The following is a 21,105-nucleotide window of genomic DNA, read 5'->3' on the forward strand; positions in this document are numbered from 1 at the left end:
TCCCCGCCTGAGGTGGCTATTGAACGGCGGGCGTTTTCGCCTTGCCAAGTTTCGGGGCCGCGCCCCTGTTATCTGGTTAGAACCGCGCGGCGGCGTAGTAGGCGCGCGTATGTTCGGTGTCTTGGATACGGTCCGACGACAGGTCGGGGGCTTTAGCGGCTTCGGCTTCGCTCCCTGTGGTGGCCACGGCGACGGCGGCCAAGGGCGCGGCGGAGCCCGCGAATTTCAGGAAGTCGCGCCGGTCCTTGCGAACGGGTGCGTCGGTGGTACCCTCTGGCTTGCGTGTCATCTTCTCTCTCCTGTTACGTCTTTGGTTCAGGGGCGCGTGGCCCCGCCTGTCTCATCGCGGTGGGTCTAGTCGTCTTTGCTGAGCCGGAAGGCTTCGGCTTCGATCTGCATGAAGGCACGGCCGATTTTGCCCACAGGGGCATAGAAGACCGAGTTTTTCGCGCCTTCGAGATCGGCAAAGAAGTGCCCGGCCCAAGGGGCGATATGCCGATTAAAAAAGGTCTTTTGCTGCGCCAGTGTCGCGGGGGACGCGAAACGGCCCGCGATCATCGCGCCCATCATCTCCATCAGCGACGCAATGTTGTCTTCGGGCTCAAACACATTCGCCGCCCGCTCAAGCCCGCGTGCAACCATATCTTGGCGCAGGGCGGCCAGCGGTTTTTCGTTGAGAAAACCGGTGAGGTAAAAGCTCGCATAGGGCAAAAGCTCGCCCCGGCCCAGCCCGATGAAAAGCCGGTTGAACTCACTCTCGGCACCCGAGGGTTTGGTCTTGGCGGCGAGTTTCGACAGCGTCTTGAAGCCCTGCCCCAACTCGCTGTCATCCCCCGACAGGCCCGCGCATTGATCCAGCAACACCTGATCCGGCGGTCCGGCAAGGATCAGGCCCATGAAGTTGTAAAGGTCCGCGCGCAGGCGGTCTTCTTCGGGCAGGGGCGTCGCGGCCAATTGGGTCATGCGCTGCTACCTTCCATGTCCTGTGCCAGATCGCTGGCGAAATGAAACCGCATGCGGCGGTGGGTCGGCGCGGGCTGCGACTCGGCTTCTTCTGCCGGGGCGGCATGATGCACCTCAAGAGGCGCATCTGGGGCCAGTGACGTTTCGGTCCGGCGGGGGCCGGGCACGACAACATCATGGGTCGAGGCCAGAACGGGCGCGTCATTGTCGGCGCTCTCAACCGTCTCTTCGGGCGCGTCGGCCTCAGCGGTCAGCAGCTCTTCGACCTTCGAGACCATGCCGCGGCCCACTTGATAGATCGTGTTAACCGGTTTCCCAGCCGTCGCCGCCGCTGTGTAATCGTCGTCGTAATCATTCAACCCGTCAAGGCAGGCCAGCACCGGGTTGGTTTTCCAAAAGCTGCGCAGCGCGCGGGTCTTGAGCCGTTGGGGCAGTTGCACCTTGAGAAAGGCGCGCAACTGTTCGCCGCTCACCAGATCCTCCGGCGCGGGCAGATCGAACTCGGCCAGCAGGTCATCATCGCTGCGCTCGGCCAGCGCGGCTTCTTCAGCCTCTGCCACCTGCGCTGCGTGAACGCGCACTTCGGCCTCTGCCTCAGCCGCGACGGCGGCGCGGCGTTTCTGCCAAAAACCGCTCATGCCAGACGCTTTCGTTTCAGCGCGGGCGAGGCGTAAATGTCCGCAGGTTTTTCAATGCGCGGATCACCGATCCCGTCCTGTTTAATATCAGTGCGCAGACGATCCCGGCGGCGTTTGACGAAGGCTTCCTCTTGGTGGAACTCTTCGACGAACTCTCGCACCCATGCCAATAGTCCCGGCGTCATCGCGACCTTTTCCACCACCTCTTCGGCGCTGTCGCAATAATCCTGCGCCTCATAGGGCGATGCTGTGACCAGCGCGAGTTTGAAGGGGCGGTCGGTTGCACCGGGAATGGGGCGCATCACAACATAGACACAAGGCACATCCGCGCCGAGCCCGTGGACATAGGCTTCGGTCTCGGCTCCGTGGAGGTCCAGCTTGAGCGTGGCGGCGTGGTACTCGACGATCTCACCGTCGCGGCGCAGCTCGCGCCAATCGGCCTCCCCCGCACCGGGCAGCACGGCGGTCGCTTTCCAGCTCCACTTGGCCCAACGGGTCACCCCCGGCGCGCGCCGCAGTACAATGCCCAAGGGCATCGTCCGATACATTGTCGGGTTGTGAATCAAATTGCTCCTCCGTTTCAACGACCTTCGCCTCTAAGGCCGGTCCGGGGAAGCGCAAATCCGCGCCAAAGCCCGAAAAACCCGGCTTTCGAGACAAGATGGCCCATCGACTTGGCCCGTCAATGGCGCCTCGGCCTAATTGTCTAACTTGAGTGTTTCGCTCGGAAAATGAGGGAATCGCTCATTTCGAATCACCGCCCCTGCAGGCTGCTGTTTCTACCTGCTTCATCGCCCAAGAGCAGCACCGCCGCGCCGCGAATTTCGGTTGTAGGGGGTGGCAAATCCCGTCTAGCTTGGGGCCTCTGCCCTGCCCAGACGGGCTGCGGATTGACGTGCGAGATAAGGGAAAATTCATGGCCAAGACATTGATAACATGCGATTGCGCAGGGTCGCAGCGTATCGATTCCGATGCATTGGCCGAGCGCAGCGGTTTGGCCGTCTCCCCCCCCTGTTCGGCCCTCTGCACCACCCAGATCGACCGGGCGGCCAAAGCCCTGACCGCCGGGGACGCAATTTTATGCTGCACCCAAGAAGAGCGGGTCTTTACCGAATTGGCCGAGGAATTGGGCCTGCCCCCTGCCCCCCTCTTGGACCTGCGCGACCGGGCCGGATGGTCGGATGACCCCCGTGACAAACTACCCAAAATGTCCGCCCTCGCAGCCGAGGCGCTTTTAGACGCCCCGGCAGAGAAAACCATCGATGTCGGCTCCGAAGGGCTTTGCCTGATCGTGGGGCGCGGGCCGGCGGCGCTGGAGGCGGCGGCGCAGCTCAAAGACCACCTGAGTGTCACGCTGTTGATGGACGACGCGGTGACACAGGCCGAGGACAATCTGCCCGAGGTGCGCGATTTCGACCTCATTTCCGGCAAGCTGCGCCGTGCCAAGGGCGCGCTTGGGCAGTTCGAAGTGGTGATCGACGCGCTGCGGCAGGTCGACCCGCGTGGCCGGGGGCCGCTCAACTGGACCGCGCCGCGCGACGGCGCGCGCAGCCAATGTGACATCATCCTCGACCTGCGCGGCGAGACGCCGCTGTTCCCTGCGCATGAAAAACGCGAAGGCTACCTGCGCGCCGATCCCGGCCACCCGCCTGCCGTGGCCGCCGCCGTGCTGGCGGCCTCGCATCTCACCGGCACATTTGAGCAGCCGCTCTATGTGCGGACCGAGCCGCTGCTCTGCGCCCATTCCCGCGCGGGGCAAACCGGCTGCACCAATTGTCTGGACCTTTGCCCCACTGGCGCGATCACGCCCGACGGCGATCATGTTGCGATCGACCCGATGATCTGCGCGGGCTGCGGTGCCTGTTCCTCGGCCTGCCCCTCGGGTGCGATCAGCTATGACGCGCCGCCCGTCGATTTCACCATGCGCCGGGCGCAGACTCTGGCGCGCGCCTATATCGAAGCGGGCGGCGAAGCGCCGCGCCTCATGGTGCATGACGCCCATGGTGCTGAGATGATCCGCTTTGCCGCACGCCACGGGCGCGGGTTGCCTGCCGATGTGGTGCCGATGGATCTCGATGCGCTCGCCGCCTTTGGCCATGCTGAGGCGCTGGCCGCGTTGGCCGCCGGGTTCGCTCATGTCTCGCTTCTGCTTGGCCCCAAGGCCGACCGCGACGCGATTGAGGCGCAGACCGCGCTGGCTCGCGCCATTGCGGGGGACGCGCGGATGTCGCTGATCGACACCCCCGACCCCGAGGCGCTGACCGACATTCTTTATGACGGCGAGGCCCCTGCCCCCGTCGCCCAGCCGGTGCGCCCCATGGGCAGCCGCCGCCAGATCGCCCGGCAGGCAGCGCGGGCGCTCAACCCCGAGGCCGAGGTGTTGGACCTGCCCGAGGGTGCGCCCTACGGCGCCGTTCTGGTCGACAAGGATGCCTGCACGCTGTGTCTGTCCTGCGTGTCGCTCTGCCCTTCGGGCGCGCTCGGCGACAACCCGGACCTGCCGCAACTGCGCTTTCAGGAAGACGCCTGCCTGCAATGCGGGCTCTGCGCCAATGTCTGCCCCGAGGATGCCATCACCCTCGCGCCGCGCCTCGACCTGACCGAAGCCGCGCTGAGCCAGCGCGTGCTGAACGAGGAAGAGCCTTTTGCCTGCGTCGAATGCGGCAGCCTCTTTGGCGTGAAATCCACCGTGGAGAAGATCACCGACAAGCTGCGCAGTCATTCGATGTTTGCCGATGAGGCAAAACTGCGGATGATCCAGATGTGCGATGACTGCCGGATCAATGCGCAGTATCACAGCACCAACAACCCGATGACCGGCAACGAACGCCCGCGCCCTCGGACCACCGACGATTACCTCTCCAAACGGCGCGACCACTAGGCCGCCCACAGCACAGGAGCCACCCATGAGCGAAGACTTCAACATGTCGATGCGAAAGTTTCTCAAACAGGTCGGCGTGACCTCGCAGCAGGCCATCGAAAAGGCCATGCGCGACCATGACACCAGCGGCAAAGAGTTTGCGGTCAAGGCCGTGATCACCATCCCCGAACTGGGCCTTGAGCATGAGATCGACGGCACCATCGCCGGCGCGGACAAGGGCGAGGCATAAGCGACGTGACAGCCAGCAGAGACGCGGTCCTGACCGCCTTGAAGACCGTGACCGATCCGGCCACGGGGACAGATATCGTGGCCAGCGGCGTGATGCGCGCGCTGAATGTGGATGACGCGGGCGCGGTACGTTTCGTGATGGAAATCCCGCCCGCCCAGGCCAAAGCCTATGAGGAAGCCAAGGCGTTGGCCGAAGCAGCGCTGGCGCAGGTCGAGGGGGTGTCGAAAGTCTCCATCGTGCTGACCGGCCACAGCGAGAAAGCCCCGCCGCCCGACCTCAAGCCGCAGCGCAAAGCCGAGCCAACCGGCCCGCAGAGGATCCCCGGCGTCGACCGGATCATCGCCGTGGCCTCGGGCAAGGGCGGCGTCGGCAAATCCACCGTTTCCGCGAACCTCGCCTGCGCGCTGGCTGCCCAAGGCCGCCGGGTCGGGCTCCTAGATGCAGACGTCTACGGCCCCAGCCAGCCTCGCATGCTCGGCGTATCGGGCCGCCCCGCCTCGCCCGATGGCAAGACCATCCTGCCGATGCGCAATCACGGCGTCACCATGATGTCGATTGGCCTCATGACCAACGAAGACCAAGCCGTGGTCTGGCGCGGGCCGATGCTGATGGGCGCGCTGCAACAGATGATGACGCAGGTGCAATGGGGTGCGCTTGACGTGCTGATCGTCGACCTGCCGCCCGGCACCGGCGACGTGCAGATGACGCTGGCGCAGAAGGCCCATGTGGATGGGGCGGTCATAGTCTCTACACCGCAGGATGTGGCTCTGATCGACGCGCGCAAGGGCATCGATATGTTTAACCAACTCAAGGTGCCGATCCTCGGCATGATCGAGAACATGTCGACGCATATCTGCACCAATTGCGACCACGAGGAGCATGTCTTTGGCCACGGCGGTGTCGCCTCCGAGGCCGAGAAATGGGGCGTGCCCCTGCTGGCCGAAGTGCCGCTCGATCTGCAGATCCGCCTTGCTTCAGATGGTGGCGCGCCCATCACCGTCAGCCAGCCCGACAGCAAACAGGCCGCGGCCTTTCACGCCATCGCCAAGCAACTCGTGGACGCTGGCGCCGCATGAGCGAACCGCTGTCCTTCCCCCCGCTGATGTCGGGCGAGGCGGTCGCGGGCGATGCGCTTGCCGCCGCCTGCGCCCGCGCGGCCGAGGGTTGCGATGCGGGTCTGATCACCTACCGCCTCGACGGGGCCGAGATGCAGGCGGCCTTGGTCTTTGCTCCCGAGGTGCCGCTGGCCCGCGCGGTGGCGATGCTGCCGCTCTGCGGGGTGGGCCTTCAAAACGCCCTCGGCGCGCTCTCGCCGCCCGAAGTCGCGGTGCAACTGGAATGGAACGGCGGCATCCGCGTGAACGGCGCGGCCTGCGGCGCGCTACGGATGATGGCCTCGACAACCGATCCGGCGGCGGTGCCCGATTGGCTCGTCGTCGGTTTCACCCTACCGCTCTACCCCGCGAACGACCCTGACATGGCGCAAACGGGTCTAAACCCGGATCAAACCGCGCTCTATGCCGAAGGCTGCGCCGAGGTGCAGCCCCCTGCCCTTGTCGAATCCTGGGCGCGGCACACGCTGCATTGGATCAACCGCTGGGAAGACCTCGGCCCTGCCAGCCTGCATGGCGAATGGCGCGGCTTGGCCTACGGGATCGACGAAGAGGTGACCGCGCAGGGCGCAAGCGGTACATTCATCGGTGTCGACGAGGACTTCGGCATGTTACTGCGCGCCGGAAAGACGACCCGCCTGATCCCGCTCACCACCCTATTGGAGCCCGCACCATGACCCTCAAACTCGCCCGCGCGATCCATTTCGATGAGAGCGACCGCAACGTCTTCGCCTCACCCGCCCGGACCGGTGAATGGTGCATCTCTGGCGGATTCGAGTTTTCCGACTGGACCGAGGGCGATCTGACCGGCAAAGCCCGCCAAGCCTTCGCCAACGGCTGGCTCGGGCTCGAAACCTTTGGCCGCGTAACCTTTGTCGCCGTGACCCAGATCGAAGAAACCGAGGTCGAGACCCTCGCCGCGCTGCTGGCGCAGCATTTCGTCACCTACTACGGCGCGCCTTCGGTCGATGCCGCGCGTCCCGTGGCGAAAGAGGAGTTGGCGCAGATGATCGACCTCTGCGCCGATCACGCGCCCAACTGTCTGCTCACCGTGGCGCGCGAGTTGACCGACGCGGGCGTCCGTGAAAGCTTTCGCATGATCCAGCCGCAGGATGCAGGACTAGAGCAATTCGCGATCCACGGCGACCTGCCCGAGTGAACCACCCGCGCCGGGTCGGGCGCGGATGGTCTCTAACTCAGGTTATTCGACACCTTCCGCGTTGAACACGAATAGTGTTTCACCATTGATCTTATAGTCGTTGATCAGCGCTTTCGCCCGGTCGGAGGTCAGCCAGTCTTCAAGCTTCAGAGCGAGATCATTTTTGACATGGCCGTGACGTTCGGGGTTCACTGGCAAATAGGCATATTGGTTAAACAGAACCGGATCGCCGGCATAGAGCAACGCCAGATCCCCTTTATTGCCGAAGTTCAACCAGCTTGCCCGGTCCGACATCACATAGGCGGGCATCCCCGAGGCGGTGTTGAGCGCGGCGCCCATGCCTGCCCCGACGGCGTTGTACCAATCCTCGAACTCTGCCGGATCGAGACCCGCTTCGCCCCAGAGAGACAGTTCTTTTTTATGCGTACCGCTGTCGTCCCCTCGGCTCACGAAATCAGACTTTTTGCCGGCGATTGCGCTCAATGCTTCGGTGGCCGCACCCGAGGATGCGATGCCCGCCGGATCGCTTTTTGGACCGATAAAGACGAAATCGTTGTACATGATTTCCGTTCGGTGGCTGCCGAACCCTGCGTCGACGAAAGCCTCCTCGGCTTTGCGCGAATGGACCAGGATCGCGTCCACGTCCCCGGATTCGCCTAGCTTGATCGCCTGGCCGGTCCCGACGACCAACAATTGCACATCAAGATCAAGATCCGCTGCGATCTGTGGCAAGAGCACATCCGCGAGACCGGAGTTGTTGAACGATGTCGTCACCGCCATCTTCATCACGTCGGCGGCCTGCGCCGCACCGCTCATCGCCAGCGCGGCAATTGCGCCTACAATCCAATGTTTCATTCTACGATATCTCCTCTTAAAAATGCCTGCGCCTCAGGGGTCTCAGGTCGGTTGAAAAACATAGTCGCGGGACCGGCCTCATGCAGACGGCCCCCCAGTAGGAACAAGACATCGTCTGCCAAACGGCGGGCTTGACCGAGGTCATGTGTCGAGAGGATCAGCCGCGTGCCCGCAGATTTCGCCGATTGCAGGATCGCCTCGATCTCTCGGGTCGCACGGCCATCCAATGCGGCACAGGGCTCATCGAGAAACAGCAGCTTGGGCTTGCAGATCAGGGCGCGGGCGAGGGCCAGTTTCTGCTGCTCGCCGCCCGACAGCACAGGGGCTGCGCGGCCCAAAAGCGGCTCTAACCCGACGCGTGCGGCCCATTCCTCCGCCGCCAGTCGGGCCTGAGCCTTTACGACACCACGCAGGCGCAGTGGATAGACGAGGTTTTCCAATACCGTGCGCCGCAGCATGACGGGTCGCTGAAAAACAAAGGCCTGATGATGCCGTGCCTCTTCGGTCGTGCAGGACCAGTCGATCCGCCCCGCAGAGAGCCGAGCGGTGCCATGTAGCAATTGCAACAGCGTAGTCTTACCCGCGCCGTTCGGGCCGATAACGACCGTGGCGCCCTGCCCTTCCAGAGTCAGATCAATCGGTCCCGCCAGCCGTTGCCCGCGTCTGCGGCTTTCGATCGCGCTGGCCTGCATCGGGAAAAGCTGCATCACCACCGGCCCTCCCGTTCGGTGCGGCCCAGCCAATGGATCGCGAGATTCACCGCCACGGCCAGCCCGATCAGTACGAAACCGAGGGCGAGCGCCAAGGCAAACTCACCCTTTCCGGTCTCAAGCGCGATCGCGGTGGTCAACACCCGCGTCGCATGGTCGATATTGCCCCCGACAATCATGATCGCCCCCACCTCCCCAATCGCGCGGCCAAAACCTGCGAGCGCGGCAGTGAGGAGCGCGCGGCGGGAATCCCAAAGCAGGGTCCGTATCTTTTGGCCTTGCGTGACATTCATCGAAATCAGCAGATCATGATATTCTTGCCAAAGTTCGCGGATCGACTGATGCGCGATCGAGGCAATGAGCGGCACAATGATGATCACCTGCGCTATGATCATCGCCGTGGGGGTAAAAAGCAGCCCCAACACCCCAAGGGGCCCGGAGCGGGAAAGAATCACATAAACGATAAGCCCCACGACGACCGGCGGCAGCCCCATGAGCGCATTTAAAATCGCGATTACCAAGCGCCGTGCGCGAAACCGTTTTACGGCGACCAAAGCCGCGAGGGGAAGGGCAATCAGGCAAGCAACGACCAAGGCGGAAACCGTGACCTGCAATGACCGGCCGGCAATCTCCACCAGTTCGGGATCAAGCGTGAAGACAAGCCAAAAGGCCTGCGTCAGTCCGCTCCAGATATCGACCATCCCGCAGTGGCCTCCCCCCGACTTGGGGTTCAAAGCCCCCCTTTCCCCGCACAGTGTCAGGACTTACCTGCAGACGCCAGAGCCACCGGGACCGAAAATGCCGGAAGAGACAGACTGGCTTGAAGCTCACCGTGATCTCGGGCGCGCAGGGTCAGGATGACCCGTCCCATGATTCTCGCAGTTCGAGTATGTGGCTCTAACTACGGCAAAACCGCGAAATTCTCGCGACGCAGCTCATCATGAGATCGCTCCCAGTTCCAAGGATAGTTTTAACAAATAGTTACAGGCACTTAGAGGTTAAAGAGCGAACTATCTTTGATCGCAACTGCGGCTATTGATGCCGTCTTTCCCTCTCCTCGCGCAAGAATCTATTGCACGCATCGCTTCAATGGCATTAAGTAACGGAAACAAAAGCGCTACCGAATAATAGCGTTACTGAGAGCGAGGGCAGATGTGACGGACACTGTACACATCAATACACGGATCCGCCGTAATGCGGAAACGCTTTCCGAGGCGTTGGAAAGTCACATGTTGAAAGTCTTTGCGCCCGACGCGCGCAAGGAGCTACGCCGCTTTTCAGCCGGGGAAGCGGCTGAATTGCTTGGAATTTCAACCAGCTTCCTTCGCAAGCTCCATTTCGATAATAAGGTCGTCGATGTTCAGACAAGCCCGGGCGGGCGGCGGCATTACAGTGCTGAAGATCTGCTCTCGATCCGGCGCACGCTTGAGTCCACTGCCAAATCACGCGGTGCCTACCAGCGTGGGCGGCGTGATGGGGATAAACTGCAAGTATTGTCCTTTTTGAACTTCAAAGGCGGCAGCGGGAAGACGACGAGCGCAATCCATGCCGCGCAACGATTGGCCTTGAAAGGCTACCGTGTGCTCTGCGTCGATATTGACCCGCAAGCGTCTCTAACAACGCTTTTTGGCTATCGGCCCGAGTATGATTTCCTGAACTCGGGGACCATTTACGATGCCATTCAATATGACGATCCGGTCTCTTTGGCCGATGTCATTCAGAAAACATTCTTTACTGGCATTGATCTTGCTCCCGGCGGGTTGATGCTTCAGGAGTTTGAGCATGAGACACCCCAGGCTCTGCTGAACAACACCCAGCCAGCATTTTTCGCCCGGCTGGCGACCTCTCTGCAGGACGTAGAGCAGAATTACGACGTCGTCATCTTCGATTGCCCGCCGCAACTGGGGTACCTCACGATGTCGGCGCTTTGCGCATCGACGGGCGTGCTGATCACGGTGGTCCCGAACATGCTCGACGTCGCATCAATGTCGCAGTTCCTACAGATGAGCGCGGACCTGCTTGATGTAGTCTCTAATGCAGGGGCGAGCATGGAATTTGATTTCCTGCGTTTCCTAATCAATCGGTACGAGCCGAATGATGGCCCGCAACAGCAGGTTCTATCCTTCCTCCGCCAGCTCTTTGACGAAGAAGTCATGGTCGCACCGATGCTGAAATCAACCGCGATTTCGGATGCCGGGCTGACCCATCAGACGATTTATGAGGTCGACCGGTCCCAATTTCACCGATCGACCTATGACCGGGCGGTGGATTCACTCAATCTTGTGAATGATGAGATCGAAAATATGATCCAGAAAGCATGGGGGCGGTAATGGCACGTAAAGGCATTTTATCTTCTGCACCTGCAAATGTTGAGAAGTCAGAGAAGCCTAAATCCCCTGCAATAGAGCCTGATAAGAGCCGGGGTAAGGCCAGTTTAATGCCCCGCGGCGCGGTGGGCGCGCTTCAGTCTTCGTTGAACCGGATGCAAGAAAACGCGGTTCAGGAATTGGACGGCAATCTGATCGACATGGCTGGTGTCGAAGATCGTTTAGGCACTGATACGCAGGCTCAGAAGCAGCTGCAAGACAGCCTCAGAACCTACGGGCAGCAGGTTCCTGTGCTCGTTCGACCCCATCCCAAAACCCCCGGACGGTTTGAAATTGTCTACGGGCGACGGCGGCTTCAGGCACTGAAAGCGCTTGGGATGCCCGTCAAGGCGATGGTTCGCCAGTTGGACGACCATGCTCTGGTGATGGCGCAGGGGCAGGAGAATACTGCGCGACAGGATCTGTCGTTTATTGAAAAGGCGAGCTTTGCTGCTCAGCTAGACGTGGGCGGGCATGACCGGCAGACAATCGCAGACGCGCTGTCGATCGATCTGCCTATGGTCAGTCGCATGCTCAAAGTTGGTCATGCGTTCGAGCTACCTTTCTTGCGCCAGATCGGTTCTGCCCCGTCCATCGGGCGAGACCGCTGGATGGCTTTGGTCAAGCTTTTTGAGCAACCCGCGCCAAAAGCGCGGGCGGACAAACGGATGTCGCACGCCGACTGGGAAGGGTTCAATTCAGATGAACGGTTCGAGGCGATCTTTGCCGAAGCCTCAGCTCAGCCCGAGAAAGCTGCCACCTTCCCTGCCCCATCGTCAAAGCCCCGCACCCTTCGGAGCCGTGATGGCAAGGCTTTGGCGGACATCCGCAGCGGCAAACGTGGAGTCACGGTGACCGTCCCTGCCCGTTCTGCCGAGGGGTTTGATACATGGCTCGATGCGCATGCAGAAGAGCTTTTGCAAGAGATTCACGACCGCTGGCAAAAGACCCGCGCGTGAGAAATTGAGGAAGTAGCAACAGGAGGCACATCCAAGACCACAAAAGAAAAGCCCCCCAGGATAAATCCCGGAAGGCCCTTCTCAAACTTTGCACCTTCGAGATAGCCCCAAAGATTTATCGATGTCAACTCTACCCGATGGGATAGGGCCGGTATTTTGTTGTCTTTCGTGATTTAAGATGGAAAACACGTTCCGAACTGCGTTCGGGCGGCCGAAATCGGCTACCCAAGTGTCATGCGAGAGGCCGGACAAATGGGCTTTGCTCGACCGGCTGACAACTGCGGCTGACTACTTTGAACTGTCGCACCGCACCCTCACCGTATTAAAGGCGTTGCTGAGTTTTCTGCCGAGCCGTCATATTCCAGATGGCGCGGCAGGTATTGTATTTGCCTCGAACGCTCGGCTGTCTGAGCGGTTGCACGGGATGCCAGAAAGCACGCTCCGACGGCATCTTGCCCAGCTTGTGCGTGCTGGGCTTATTGCCCGGCACGATAGCCCCAATCGCAAACGCTTTGCACGAAACCGGGGCGGCGCGATTGCGCTGGCCTTTGGCTTTGACCTCTCCCCCCTTGTCGTTCAGTCAGACCTGATTGAGACCGCCGCTGAGGCAGCCGAAGTGCTACGTGAACAGCTGCAAGCGCTGAGGGACCGGGTGCTCGTGCTGAGGCACGCGCTGATCCGTCAGGGTGGCGCTGAAGGGGTGGCAGATGAGGCGGGGCGTGTCCTTCGGCGCAAGCCGGATGAGGCGGCATTGACCCTGCTCGAGAATGCGTTGCGTGAGGCGCTTGAGAGCACGGCAAGCATCGCTGATGAAGCCGAAGCAAAACCGGTTTCCCCTGCCCCATCTACAGACCAAATGAGCGCCAGTGACGGCAAAAATGAGCGGCACATACAGGATTCAATTAAACCCTATTTTGACTCTGAACAGCAGACCGGTCCGAAAGTCGCTCTCCCTCACTCGGCTGACAACATCGACAGTGAAGGCGACGAGCCGAAGAAAGGGGTCACTTTGGCTGAAGTGTTCGCGGCTTGCAAAGAAGTTCAAAGTTTCTTCCCAGAAGCGATGCGCAGTTGGAGCGATATTGTACGGATTGGAGATCAGATTGCCCCAATGCTGGGGATTGACCCGCCGGTCTTAAATGAGGCAAAACGAGACATGGGTGCAGAGAGCGCTGCGGTGACAGTCCTTTGTCTGCTTGAGAAAGCCGCGACCATTCGAAGCCCGGGCGCATATCTTCGCCGTTTGACACAAATGGCTCGTAATGGCGCGTTTTCCCTTAATCCCATGGTGGCGGCACTGGTAAATCAGCGCAATTGTCAGCTGACAATTTGAAAAACTATGGTTTTACAGTGGGTTAGGCATATGTACGGCTGGCAATCGGGGTAGAAATGCTGAACTGGTGGGGTTTGTAGGGCAAAATACGCCCCCACACTTCACCCTTGAAGGCGCAGCGGCTAAATTGGCCTCAGTTTTCCGGGAAAGCCCATGACCTCCGTTCGCCTACGCCTGCTGATCCTCGCGCTGACACCGCTTATCGTGTTGATGCCGTTGCTACTGGTTTTGGGCATGTCGCGTTGGACGGCGGACTATGACGAAGTGCTCATCGCGAATGTCGAGAGCGAGTTGAGGATCGCAAACCAGTATCTCGCGCGTTTGTTGGCGCAGACCGGCAATGAACTGGATGCCGTCGCTGGCTCTGTCGAATTTGCCCTCGTGCTTGAGATGTCGACCGCAGATCGCGTGGCCTTCTTTGCCAAGATACAGGATCGGTTGGGCTTGGATTTTCTGCGCTTCCTCCCCCTCGAAACGGCTGTCGACGAAGGCGAGGATTGGCCGGTGATTGCCCGCGCGGCGCGGGGGGCCAGCGGGGCGGAGATCGACGTGTTTAGCAATGCACGGCTGACAACTCTGAACGACGCGCTCGCGGTGCGCGCGCAGGTGCCGCTGATCGACACGCCCGCCGCCGTGCCCACCAACCGGAAAGTCGAAGACCGCGGGATGGTGGTCCATGCGGCAAGCCCGGTGGCGCTGAACGGCAGGCAGGGTGTTTTGGTTGGCGGAATGCTTTTGAACCGAAACCTCGACTTCATCGATACGATCAACGACCTGGTCTATTTGAATGCGGTAACCGGCGGCGACCGGCAGGGGACCGCGACGCTGTTCCTCGATGATCTGCGCATCTCGACCAATGTGCGCCTCTTCGAGGATGTGCGCGCCCTTGGCACGCGCGTCTCGGCCGAAGTGCGGGAGGCCGTATTGATCGAAGGGCGCACTTGGCTCGACCGGGCATTTGTGGTGAACGATTGGTATATCTCTGGCTACCAGCCCATCACCGACAGTTTCGGGGAGCGGGTAGGGATGCTCTATGTGGGCTTTCTTGAGGCGCCCTTTGCGCAGGCGAAGCGCGAGGCTTTCTGGTGGATGCTAGCGGCCTTCTTTGCCGTGCTGGCCCTCTCGGCGCCGGTGTTCCTGTGGCTGGCACGGGGAATCTTTTCGCCGCTTGAACGGATGACAAAGGTCATGCATCGCGTCGGCAAGGGGGAGCTTTCGGCGCGGATCGGGCCGGTGCCCGCGCGAGACGAGATCGGCGCGGTGGCGCATCACCTCGATTGGTTGCTGGAGCAGGTTCAAGAACGCGACCGGCAGTTGCGCAGTTGGAATGACGAGCTGAACCAGCGCGTGGATCAGCGTACCGGTGAATTGCGCGAGGCGAATGAGAAGTTGGAGCAGACCTTCCGTCAGTTGGTGATGAGCGAAAAACTCGCCTCCATCGGGGAAATCACCGCCGGGGTCGCCCATGAGATCAACAATCCGGTCGCGGTCATCATGGGCAATGTCGATGTCATCCGTGAGACTCTAGGCAAGGATGCCGCGCCCGTGGCCACGGAACTGGGGCTGATCGACAGACAACTGTCGCGGATCGAGGTGATCGTCGGCAAATTGCTGAAGTTCGCCGCGCCGTCTGAGTTTTCCGACTGTGAACATAATATCGCGCTGCGGCCCTTGGTGCAGGACTGTCTCGTGCTCGTTGATCATCTGATCAGCCGGGGCGGAATTGAGGTAGACTGCGACTTTGAAGAGGTTCCGCCCGTACGCGCGGATTCGGGCGAGATTCAGCAAGTCGTGGTGAACCTTGTGGTCAATGCCGTGCAGGCGATGCGGGGGGCAGGGCGGTTGGATCTGTATCTTAGGTCTGAGGAGCGCGACGCTGTGCCCGGTGTCGCGCTTTCTGTCCATGACAGCGGGCCGGGGGTGCCAGAGGCTTTGCTCGGCTCGCTGTTCGATCCCTTTTTTACCACGAAACCCGGAGAGGGGACGGGGCTGGGCCTGTCAATCTCTCAGACGCTGATCCAGCGCGCCGGGGGGATCATCACGGTGCGCAACCGGGAAGAGGGGGGCGCAGCCTTTACCGTCTGGCTGCCGCAAGCGCCCGATGATGCAGGCCCCCCCTGAACGCGCGGGGCGCTCGGGGGGGGGGCTTTAGGCGGTCTTACCGTCAAAGCCTTCCAGATAGGCCACAAGGATATCCAGCGCCGCCTGTAGGTCATCTTTGGAGACCATCTCCGTCACCGTGTGGATGTAGCGCGTGCCAACCACGATCCCCACGGCCCGCGCGCCAGCGGCGGCTTGCTGCGCCGCTGCGCCGTCTTGGCCGCCGGCAGCAAGCATGGTGCGCTGAAAGGGGATTTTGCGGGCCTCGGCCAGCTTTTCGATGTCGCGCACCAGATCCACATCGGCGATGAAGCTACTGTCACGCACGTGCAGGCCAAAGCCTTTGCCGAGGCGTGTGGTGGACAGATGCTCGGGCACGCCGGGCGTGTCGCAGGCCAGCGTCGTGTCGATGCCAAGACCGATGTCGGGCTGTACCTTATAGGCTGCCGTGCGCGCGCCACGCAGGCCGACTTCCTCCTGACAGGTGAAGGCCACGTGAATTTCCGCCCCGCGCCCCTTGTCGGCCAGTTTGCGGATCGCTTCGATCCCCAGCCAGCAAGCCACCCGGTTGTCGAGCGCTTTGGACACGAACTGATCGCCCATTTCGAGGAAGGGTTCATCCATCACCACGAAGTCACCGACCTTGACGATGTCCTTGGCCTTCTCGCCCAGCCCGAGATCAACGAAGAATTCCGAAACCTCGGGAATCTTTTTGCGGTCCTCGGGGGAGGAGATGTGAATGGGTTTGCCGCCGGGGTTCATCACACCTTTCAGATCGCCCTGATCTGTGCAGACCAACACTCGGCGCGAGAACAGGTTGCGCGGATCAAAGCCGCCGACGGGTTGAAGGTACAAAAACCCGTCTTTCGAGATATGGCTGACCAGAAAGCCGATCTCATCCATATGGCACAGCAGCATGATCTTGGGCGCCTTGCCATCGCCCGCTGTCGCATCCCGGCGGCAGAGGAGTGAACCCATGGCGTCGGTCTCTACATGGTCGAACAGTCCCTCGATCTCACGGGTGATTAGGTCACGCACGCGGTGTTCGCGCCCTGGAACGCCGGGGGTTTCGCAAAGGTCTTTGAGTAGGTCGATGTTCATGCTGGCCTCATCTTTGGTGATTTGGCCGCACTATCGCGCCGCGCCTGCCAAAGTGCAAACAGGCGCGGCAGTAGGGCAGGGGACTACATCTGCCCCGGTAGGAAAAGCACCAGCGCCGGAAAGATCAGCAGCAGGATCAGGCGCAGGATGTCGACCAGCCAGAACGGCGTGACGCCGCGAAAGATCGTGCCGGTCGAGACATCGCCAACCACACCCTTAAGCACGAAGACGTTCAGACCCACGGGTGGCGTAATCAGGCTAATCTCCGTCACCACGACAACGATGATGCCAAACCAGACCGGATCAAACCCAAGGCTGATGACCAGTGGGAAGAAGATCGGAACCGTCAGCAGCAGCATTGACATGCTCTCGAAAATGCAGCCAAGCGCGATGTAGATCAAAAGGATCAGCCCCATGACCACCCAAGGCCCGAGATCCAGCGCCGTGACGGTCGCCAGCAGCCCTTCGGGCAGGCCCGCGAGGTTCACGAAGTTTGAGAAAATCCACGCGCCGATCAGCACCGAGAAAAGCGAGGCGGAGGTGAGCGTGGTTTCCTCCAGCACCTCACGCAGACCGGCCCAGCTGAGCCCGCCACGCGCCCAAGCGATGAGGAAAGCACCCGCAGCCCCCATACCCGCCGCTTCGGTCGGGGAGAAGGCGAGGTGAATGGGCCAGAAATCAAGCACACCGTAGAGCCCGCCAATCACTAGCGCGAAGAGCGCCAGCACCGACCAGACGTGGTTCAGCGCGCGCAGCCGCTCACCCCATGTGGCGCGGGGACCAGCGGGACCTGCCTCGGGGTTCATGGCAACGGAAAAGCGGACCGCGCAGAGGTAGAGCAGGATGCCAAGCGCGCCGGGTACGATGCCCGCGATGAACAGCGCGCCGATAGAGGTCTCGGTCAGGAGCCCATAGATCACAAGGATCACCGACGGCGGGATCAGGATGCCGAGCGTGCCGCCAGCCGCAATAGACGCGGTCGAGAGGCTGTCAGCATAGCCGTATTTGCGCATCTCTGGCATGGCGACCTTGGACATGGTCGCCGCCGTGGCCAAGGAGGAGCCACAGATCGCCGCAAAGCCCCCGCAAGCGACGATGGTGGCCATGGCCAAGCCGCCCCGGAAGTGGCCTAAAAAGGCGTTGGAGACTTGGTAAAGCTCGCGGCTGATGCCGCCTTTGTTGACGAAAAGCCCCATGAGGATGAAAAGCGGGATCACCGACAGCCCGTAGTCTTGGCTGGTGTCGATGATCAGCCGCGACACCATAGAGATCGACGCGCGGTAGCTGGTCTCATAGACCAGCCCGATCATCCCGACGAGACCCATGGCAAAGGCAATCGGCAGGCGCAGCAAGACGAGGACGAAAACGGCGGCAAAGCCGATGGCAGATGCGATCATGTGGCAGAGTCCAGAAGTTGCGGCGCAAAGAGGCGCAGAAGCCCGCGCAGGATCAGCACAACAGCGGTGAGATAGGTCATCACCGCTATAAACATGCCGATGTAAAAGGTCGGAATTTGAAGGTATTCGGTTACGTCGCCATAGCTGAGCGCGCGGTAGGCAAGGTCCACGACCCGCCCCGCTGGAAACCACAGCATCACCCCGCATCCCAGCGTTACCAGCCCGTCGCGCCAGCGTTGCAGCCCCCAATTTTCAAAGGGACGGTCCAGCAGGTCAGCAGCGATATGCCCCTCGCGGCCCGACAGGACGGGCAGGGCAGAGAAAACGATCAAGGCGATGCCGATCCGGATCAGTTCCGTCGCGGCCTCAATGGGCGCGTTGAAGACCGAGCGCATGATGACATCGGCAAAGGTCAGCACCATCAGCGCGAAAAGCGCGACAGAGGCCATCGTCATCGGCAGGGCCGAGAGCGCGGTGGTGAGGCGGATCAAAGAGCGCATGGCGGTTCCCTGGCTGGGGGCCGATTGCTGTTGCGACCGGCCCTTTGGCGGTGGGGGTTACTGGCTGGCGTTCGCCATTTCCTCACGCATCATCTCATAGGCGGCCTGACCATCAACGCCTGCCGCGTCGAGTTCGGCGATCACCTTGTCGCGCACCTTGGCAGCCATCTCAGCAAAGCGGGCCTGATCCTCTTCGGAGGCGGTGACGATCTTGTTGTCGCCCGCGGCCTCCGTAGCCTCACGCGCATCGACATCGCTTTGATCCCAGACGGCGCCCATCATACGGCTCGCCGTCTCACCAAAAACTTCGCTGTCGAGCTTTTGCTGCACGTCTTCGGGCAGGCTGTCAAAGGTCTCTTGGCTCATGATGACCGAGAAGGAGCCACGGTAAAAACCGCCAGGCATTTCATAGACGTTCTTGGCGACTTCGTTCAGCTTAAAGCTGATCCGCTCGCCCATGTTCATGGCCACCGCATCGGCGGCCCCGGAATCGAGGGTTTCGTAAACCTTGGGCGCGGGCACCTGAATGCCGACGAGGCCAAGCTCTGCCCCCACATCCGCCGAAACACCGCCCCCGAGGCGGGTTTTCAGGCCTTGAAGGTCTTCCAGCGAGGCGACTTCTTTGTTGGAGTGAATCTGCCCCGGACCATGGGTCGTCAGCGCGATCACTTTCACGCCGCGGTGCTCGTCCAGCTCGGCCAGCATCGCCTCATGCACGCGCCAATGGGCGACCGATGCGGCTTCGGCATTGCCCTCGTACCCGGGGATCTCCACCAGTTTGGTGCCGACGAAACGACCGGGCGTGTAGCCATGAAACAGGATCGCGATATCGGCGGCACCGTCCAGCAGCAGGTCCATCTGCGCGGGCGGCGGGGCAAGGCCGTTTTTCAGCTCGGTCTCTATCAGCCCATCGCTGGCTTCAGACATCATGTCGGTTAGTTGGGTGAACATGCCGGTGTTGACCGGGTGGCTGGGCGGCAGCCAAGTGGAAATGGTCAGCGTCTCGGCAGCAAAAGCGCCGGTCGCGGTGCAGAGCGCAAGCGCACTGGTCGTGAGAAACTTGGTGAATTTGGTCATTTTGGGCTCCTCCCCATACCGTTCGATATGCCTTGACGGGGTTCTCCCAAACCCGTGTCGCCAAGTATATGCTTTTTCATGTATTCACATTTACAGCACGATTGGAACCATTTTTTGCGCGCAGGGCAAGGCTGCAATCAGCGGCGTTGATCCGCGGTGTCGTCCAAGGCGGCCAGCAGGGATTTCAGCGCCGGTTTCAATTGCGCGCCCTCATTGCCCTTGAGCATTTCCATCAAAGCGGCCTCATGACGGCGCGCTTGCGGCACCAATTCGGCGGCCAGCGCCCGGCCCGCATCGGTCAGATAGACCCGCACCCGGCGGCCATCGGCGGGATCACTGCGGCGGATGAGCAGGCCGCGTTCCTCCATTTGGGCGATGATCCGGGTGAGTCGCGATTGCTCGGCCAGCGCCTGCCGGGCCAGTTGTGTGATCATCGCGCCATCGGTGTCCGACAGACAGGCCAATACGCGCCATTCCGGCACGCGCAGCCCCGCCTTGCGCACCTGCGCGTGGAACTGTGCGCTCGCCACATCGCTGGCCGCCGCTAACAGATAGAGCAGATAATCGGAGACGAATCCCCCCTCCTGACCCGTGTCTTTGTCAGAGGTTGCGTCGGTCTTTTGCTGCGTCACACCTGTTAAGCCTTTGATGGAAAGAGGGCTCCTTGCGCCTCGGCACCTCTAAATGGCGGGCAAAATCGCGCTTGGCAAGAAAACCCTTGACCGAAACTATATGAAAAATCATATTGTTTACCACGGGAGGATGTCACATGTCGAAGATCGACGCCATTGTGCGCGAGGTCACAGCGCTGACCGATCGCATCAACGAATTCCAGATTGGGGCAGCAGACGGCAACGCGCTGCCGGCATGGGAGGCGGGCGCGCATGTACTCTTCGACCTGCCCGACGGCGACACCCGTGCCTATTCCCTAATTGCTTTCGACCCGATCCCCGAAGCCCCCGAAACCTATCGCATCGCGGTCCAGCGTGAGCCGGAAGGCAAGGGCGGTTCGATCCATATGCACGGGCTGAAACCGGGGGCAGAGATCACCTGCGCCGCGCCAAAGAACGATTTTGCCCTGACCCCGGACGCGCCTGCTGTGCTGTTGGCCGGGGGGATTGGCATCACGCCGATGATCTCAATGGCGACGACGCTGAAAGCGGCTGGTCAGGCGTTCGACTTTCACTACTCTGGCCGCAGCGCACCGCTCATGGCCTATTGCGATACCCTGCGCGCGACCTTTGGTGATGCCATGCGTCTGCATTGCGACGACGATGACAGCGCGTTGAACCTTGACGCGGTGATTGCCTCTGCAGGTGCCGAGGCGCATCTCTACGTCTGTGGCCCTAAGGGGCTGATCGAAGCGGTAAAGACCAAGGCCGAAGCGGCGGGGATCGCAGCAGACCGCATCCATTTCGAGCTCTTCGACGCACCCCAAGAGCAGCAGGGCGACAGCGCCTTTGAGGTCGAGTTGGCCTCAAGCGGGGAGGTTTTCACCATCCCGCCCGGCCAATCCATCATCGACGTGCTGGAGGCGGGGGGCGTCGACGTCATGTACGACTGCCAACGCGGCGACTGCGGCATCTGCCAATGCGACGTGCTCAGCGGCACGCCCGATCACCGCGACGTGGTTCTATCCGAGGCGGAACGCGCGGCAGGCAATGTCATGCAAATCTGCGTCAGCCGCGCCAAATCACCGCGCCTTGTGCTCGACATCTGAGGGAG

At 61.4% G+C, this 21,105-nt stretch carries 22 protein-coding genes; 10 read left to right on the plus strand and 12 right to left on the minus strand.

Translation table 11 applies throughout. The annotated features are described in order from the left end of the window. Positions 1–76 precede the first annotated feature (76 nt). From O4H31_RS04155 to O4H31_RS04170, 4 genes are all read right to left on the minus strand, one after another. Positions 77–289: a twin-arginine translocation signal domain-containing protein gene (locus tag O4H31_RS04155; RefSeq protein WP_269343119.1), complete on the minus strand. Its 213-nt coding sequence runs from the start codon at positions 287–289 to the stop codon at positions 77–79. A 65-nt stretch (positions 290–354) separates the two neighbouring features. Beyond that, positions 355–963, minus strand: coding sequence for a TorD/DmsD family molecular chaperone (locus O4H31_RS04160; RefSeq protein ID WP_269343120.1), 609 nt, complete (start codon positions 961–963; stop codon positions 355–357). Further along, a complete protein-coding gene (locus O4H31_RS04165) occupies positions 960–1,601 on the minus strand; it encodes a DUF3306 domain-containing protein (protein WP_269343122.1) in 642 nt (213 codons plus the stop codon). Before O4H31_RS04165 ends, O4H31_RS04160 begins: the two co-directional genes overlap by 4 nt. Further along, the gene (locus O4H31_RS04170; protein WP_269343123.1) at positions 1,598–2,137 is read right to left on the minus strand and encodes a DUF3305 domain-containing protein; all 540 of its coding nucleotides are present in this window, start codon (positions 2,135–2,137) and stop codon (positions 1,598–1,600) included. Before O4H31_RS04170 ends, O4H31_RS04165 begins: the two co-directional genes overlap by 4 nt. A 380-nt stretch (positions 2,138–2,517) precedes the next feature. On the opposite strand from O4H31_RS04170, the gene O4H31_RS04175 reads away from it, so the two are divergent. The 5 genes from O4H31_RS04175 to O4H31_RS04195 are packed head-to-tail and all read left to right on the plus strand — an operon-like array spanning position 2,518 to position 6,982. Beyond that, complete coding sequence (locus O4H31_RS04175) at positions 2,518–4,482, plus strand: 4Fe-4S binding protein (protein WP_269343124.1); 1,965 nt, start codon at positions 2,518–2,520, stop codon at positions 4,480–4,482. A gap of 25 nt (positions 4,483–4,507) precedes the next feature. Then, a complete protein-coding gene (locus tag O4H31_RS04180; protein ID WP_067628701.1) occupies positions 4,508–4,711 on the plus strand; it encodes a DUF6494 family protein in 204 nt (67 codons plus the stop codon). Positions 4,712–4,716: 5 nt separating this feature from the next. Then, positions 4,717–5,787, plus strand: a complete 1,071-nt coding sequence (locus tag O4H31_RS04185) for an Mrp/NBP35 family ATP-binding protein (RefSeq protein ID WP_269343127.1) — start codon at positions 4,717–4,719, stop codon at positions 5,785–5,787. After that, positions 5,784–6,500 (plus strand): biotin/lipoate--protein ligase family protein, encoded by a 717-nt coding sequence (locus O4H31_RS04190; protein WP_269343129.1) that lies wholly within the window; start codon positions 5,784–5,786, stop codon positions 6,498–6,500. The genes O4H31_RS04185 and O4H31_RS04190 overlap by 4 nt, the downstream gene beginning before the upstream one ends. Continuing rightward, positions 6,497–6,982, plus strand: a complete 486-nt coding sequence (locus tag O4H31_RS04195) for a DUF6505 family protein (RefSeq protein ID WP_269343131.1) — start codon at positions 6,497–6,499, stop codon at positions 6,980–6,982. Before O4H31_RS04190 ends, O4H31_RS04195 begins: the two co-directional genes overlap by 4 nt. A gap of 42 nt (positions 6,983–7,024) precedes the next feature. Here the strand turns inward: O4H31_RS04195 and O4H31_RS04200 are convergent, their stop codons facing one another. Genes O4H31_RS04200 through O4H31_RS04210 form a run of 3 tightly spaced genes read right to left on the minus strand, consistent with a single transcriptional unit; the run spans position 7,025 to position 9,248 of the window. Next, entirely contained in the window at positions 7,025–7,837 is an 813-nt protein-coding gene (locus O4H31_RS04200) for a substrate-binding domain-containing protein (protein ID WP_269343134.1), read from the minus strand. Further along, positions 7,834–8,544 carry an ATP-binding cassette domain-containing protein gene (locus O4H31_RS04205; RefSeq protein ID WP_269344131.1) on the minus strand — a complete coding sequence of 237 codons (711 nt, stop codon included), beginning with the start codon at positions 8,542–8,544 and terminating at the stop codon, positions 7,834–7,836. Before O4H31_RS04205 ends, O4H31_RS04200 begins: the two co-directional genes overlap by 4 nt. Next, entirely contained in the window at positions 8,544–9,248 is a 705-nt protein-coding gene (locus O4H31_RS04210; protein ID WP_269343136.1) for an ABC transporter permease, read from the minus strand. The genes O4H31_RS04205 and O4H31_RS04210 overlap by 1 nt, the downstream gene beginning before the upstream one ends. A 453-nt stretch (positions 9,249–9,701) precedes the next feature. Here O4H31_RS04210 and repA point away from each other — a divergent pair, with 453 nt between their 5' ends. The 4 genes from repA (at position 9,702) to O4H31_RS04230 (ending at position 15,326) form a co-directional block, all read left to right on the plus strand. Beyond that, entirely contained in the window at positions 9,702–10,877 is a 1,176-nt protein-coding gene (gene repA, locus O4H31_RS04215; RefSeq protein ID WP_269343138.1) for a plasmid partitioning protein RepA, read from the plus strand. Next, positions 10,877–11,872 (plus strand): plasmid partitioning protein RepB, encoded by a 996-nt coding sequence (repB, locus tag O4H31_RS04220; protein ID WP_269343140.1) that lies wholly within the window; start codon positions 10,877–10,879, stop codon positions 11,870–11,872. Before repA ends, repB begins: the two co-directional genes overlap by 1 nt. A gap of 178 nt (positions 11,873–12,050) precedes the next feature. Further along, a complete protein-coding gene (gene repC, locus O4H31_RS04225; RefSeq protein WP_269343142.1) occupies positions 12,051–13,205 on the plus strand; it encodes a plasmid replication protein RepC in 1,155 nt (384 codons plus the stop codon). A 153-nt stretch (positions 13,206–13,358) separates the two neighbouring features. Further along, positions 13,359–15,326 (plus strand): sensor histidine kinase, encoded by a 1,968-nt coding sequence (locus O4H31_RS04230; RefSeq protein WP_269343144.1) that lies wholly within the window; start codon positions 13,359–13,361, stop codon positions 15,324–15,326. A 27-nt stretch (positions 15,327–15,353) separates the two neighbouring features. Here the strand turns inward: O4H31_RS04230 and O4H31_RS04235 are convergent, their stop codons facing one another. From O4H31_RS04235 to O4H31_RS04255, 5 genes are all read right to left on the minus strand, one after another. Continuing rightward, complete coding sequence (locus O4H31_RS04235; protein ID WP_269343146.1) at positions 15,354–16,406, minus strand: M42 family metallopeptidase; 1,053 nt, start codon at positions 16,404–16,406, stop codon at positions 15,354–15,356. Between the two features lie 83 nt (positions 16,407–16,489). After that, the gene (locus tag O4H31_RS04240; protein ID WP_269343148.1) at positions 16,490–17,803 is read right to left on the minus strand and encodes a TRAP transporter large permease; all 1,314 of its coding nucleotides are present in this window, start codon (positions 17,801–17,803) and stop codon (positions 16,490–16,492) included. Next, positions 17,800–18,303 (minus strand): TRAP transporter small permease, encoded by a 504-nt coding sequence (locus O4H31_RS04245; protein WP_269343150.1) that lies wholly within the window; start codon positions 18,301–18,303, stop codon positions 17,800–17,802. The genes O4H31_RS04240 and O4H31_RS04245 overlap by 4 nt, the downstream gene beginning before the upstream one ends. A gap of 57 nt (positions 18,304–18,360) precedes the next feature. After that, the gene (locus O4H31_RS04250) at positions 18,361–19,380 is read right to left on the minus strand and encodes a TRAP transporter substrate-binding protein (RefSeq protein WP_269343153.1); all 1,020 of its coding nucleotides are present in this window, start codon (positions 19,378–19,380) and stop codon (positions 18,361–18,363) included. 137 nt (positions 19,381–19,517) lie between these two features. Next, entirely contained in the window at positions 19,518–20,012 is a 495-nt protein-coding gene (locus O4H31_RS04255) for a MarR family winged helix-turn-helix transcriptional regulator (RefSeq protein WP_269343155.1), read from the minus strand. 137 nt (positions 20,013–20,149) lie between these two features. On the opposite strand from O4H31_RS04255, the gene O4H31_RS04260 reads away from it, so the two are divergent. After that, the gene (locus O4H31_RS04260) at positions 20,150–21,100 is read left to right on the plus strand and encodes a PDR/VanB family oxidoreductase (protein ID WP_269343157.1); all 951 of its coding nucleotides are present in this window, start codon (positions 20,150–20,152) and stop codon (positions 21,098–21,100) included. The last annotated feature ends 5 nt before the right edge of the window (positions 21,101–21,105 follow it).

Origin of the sequence: Sulfitobacter dubius (assembly GCF_027214245.1) — a bacterium.
GTDB lineage: Bacteria > Pseudomonadota > Alphaproteobacteria > Rhodobacterales > Rhodobacteraceae > Sulfitobacter > Sulfitobacter dubius_A.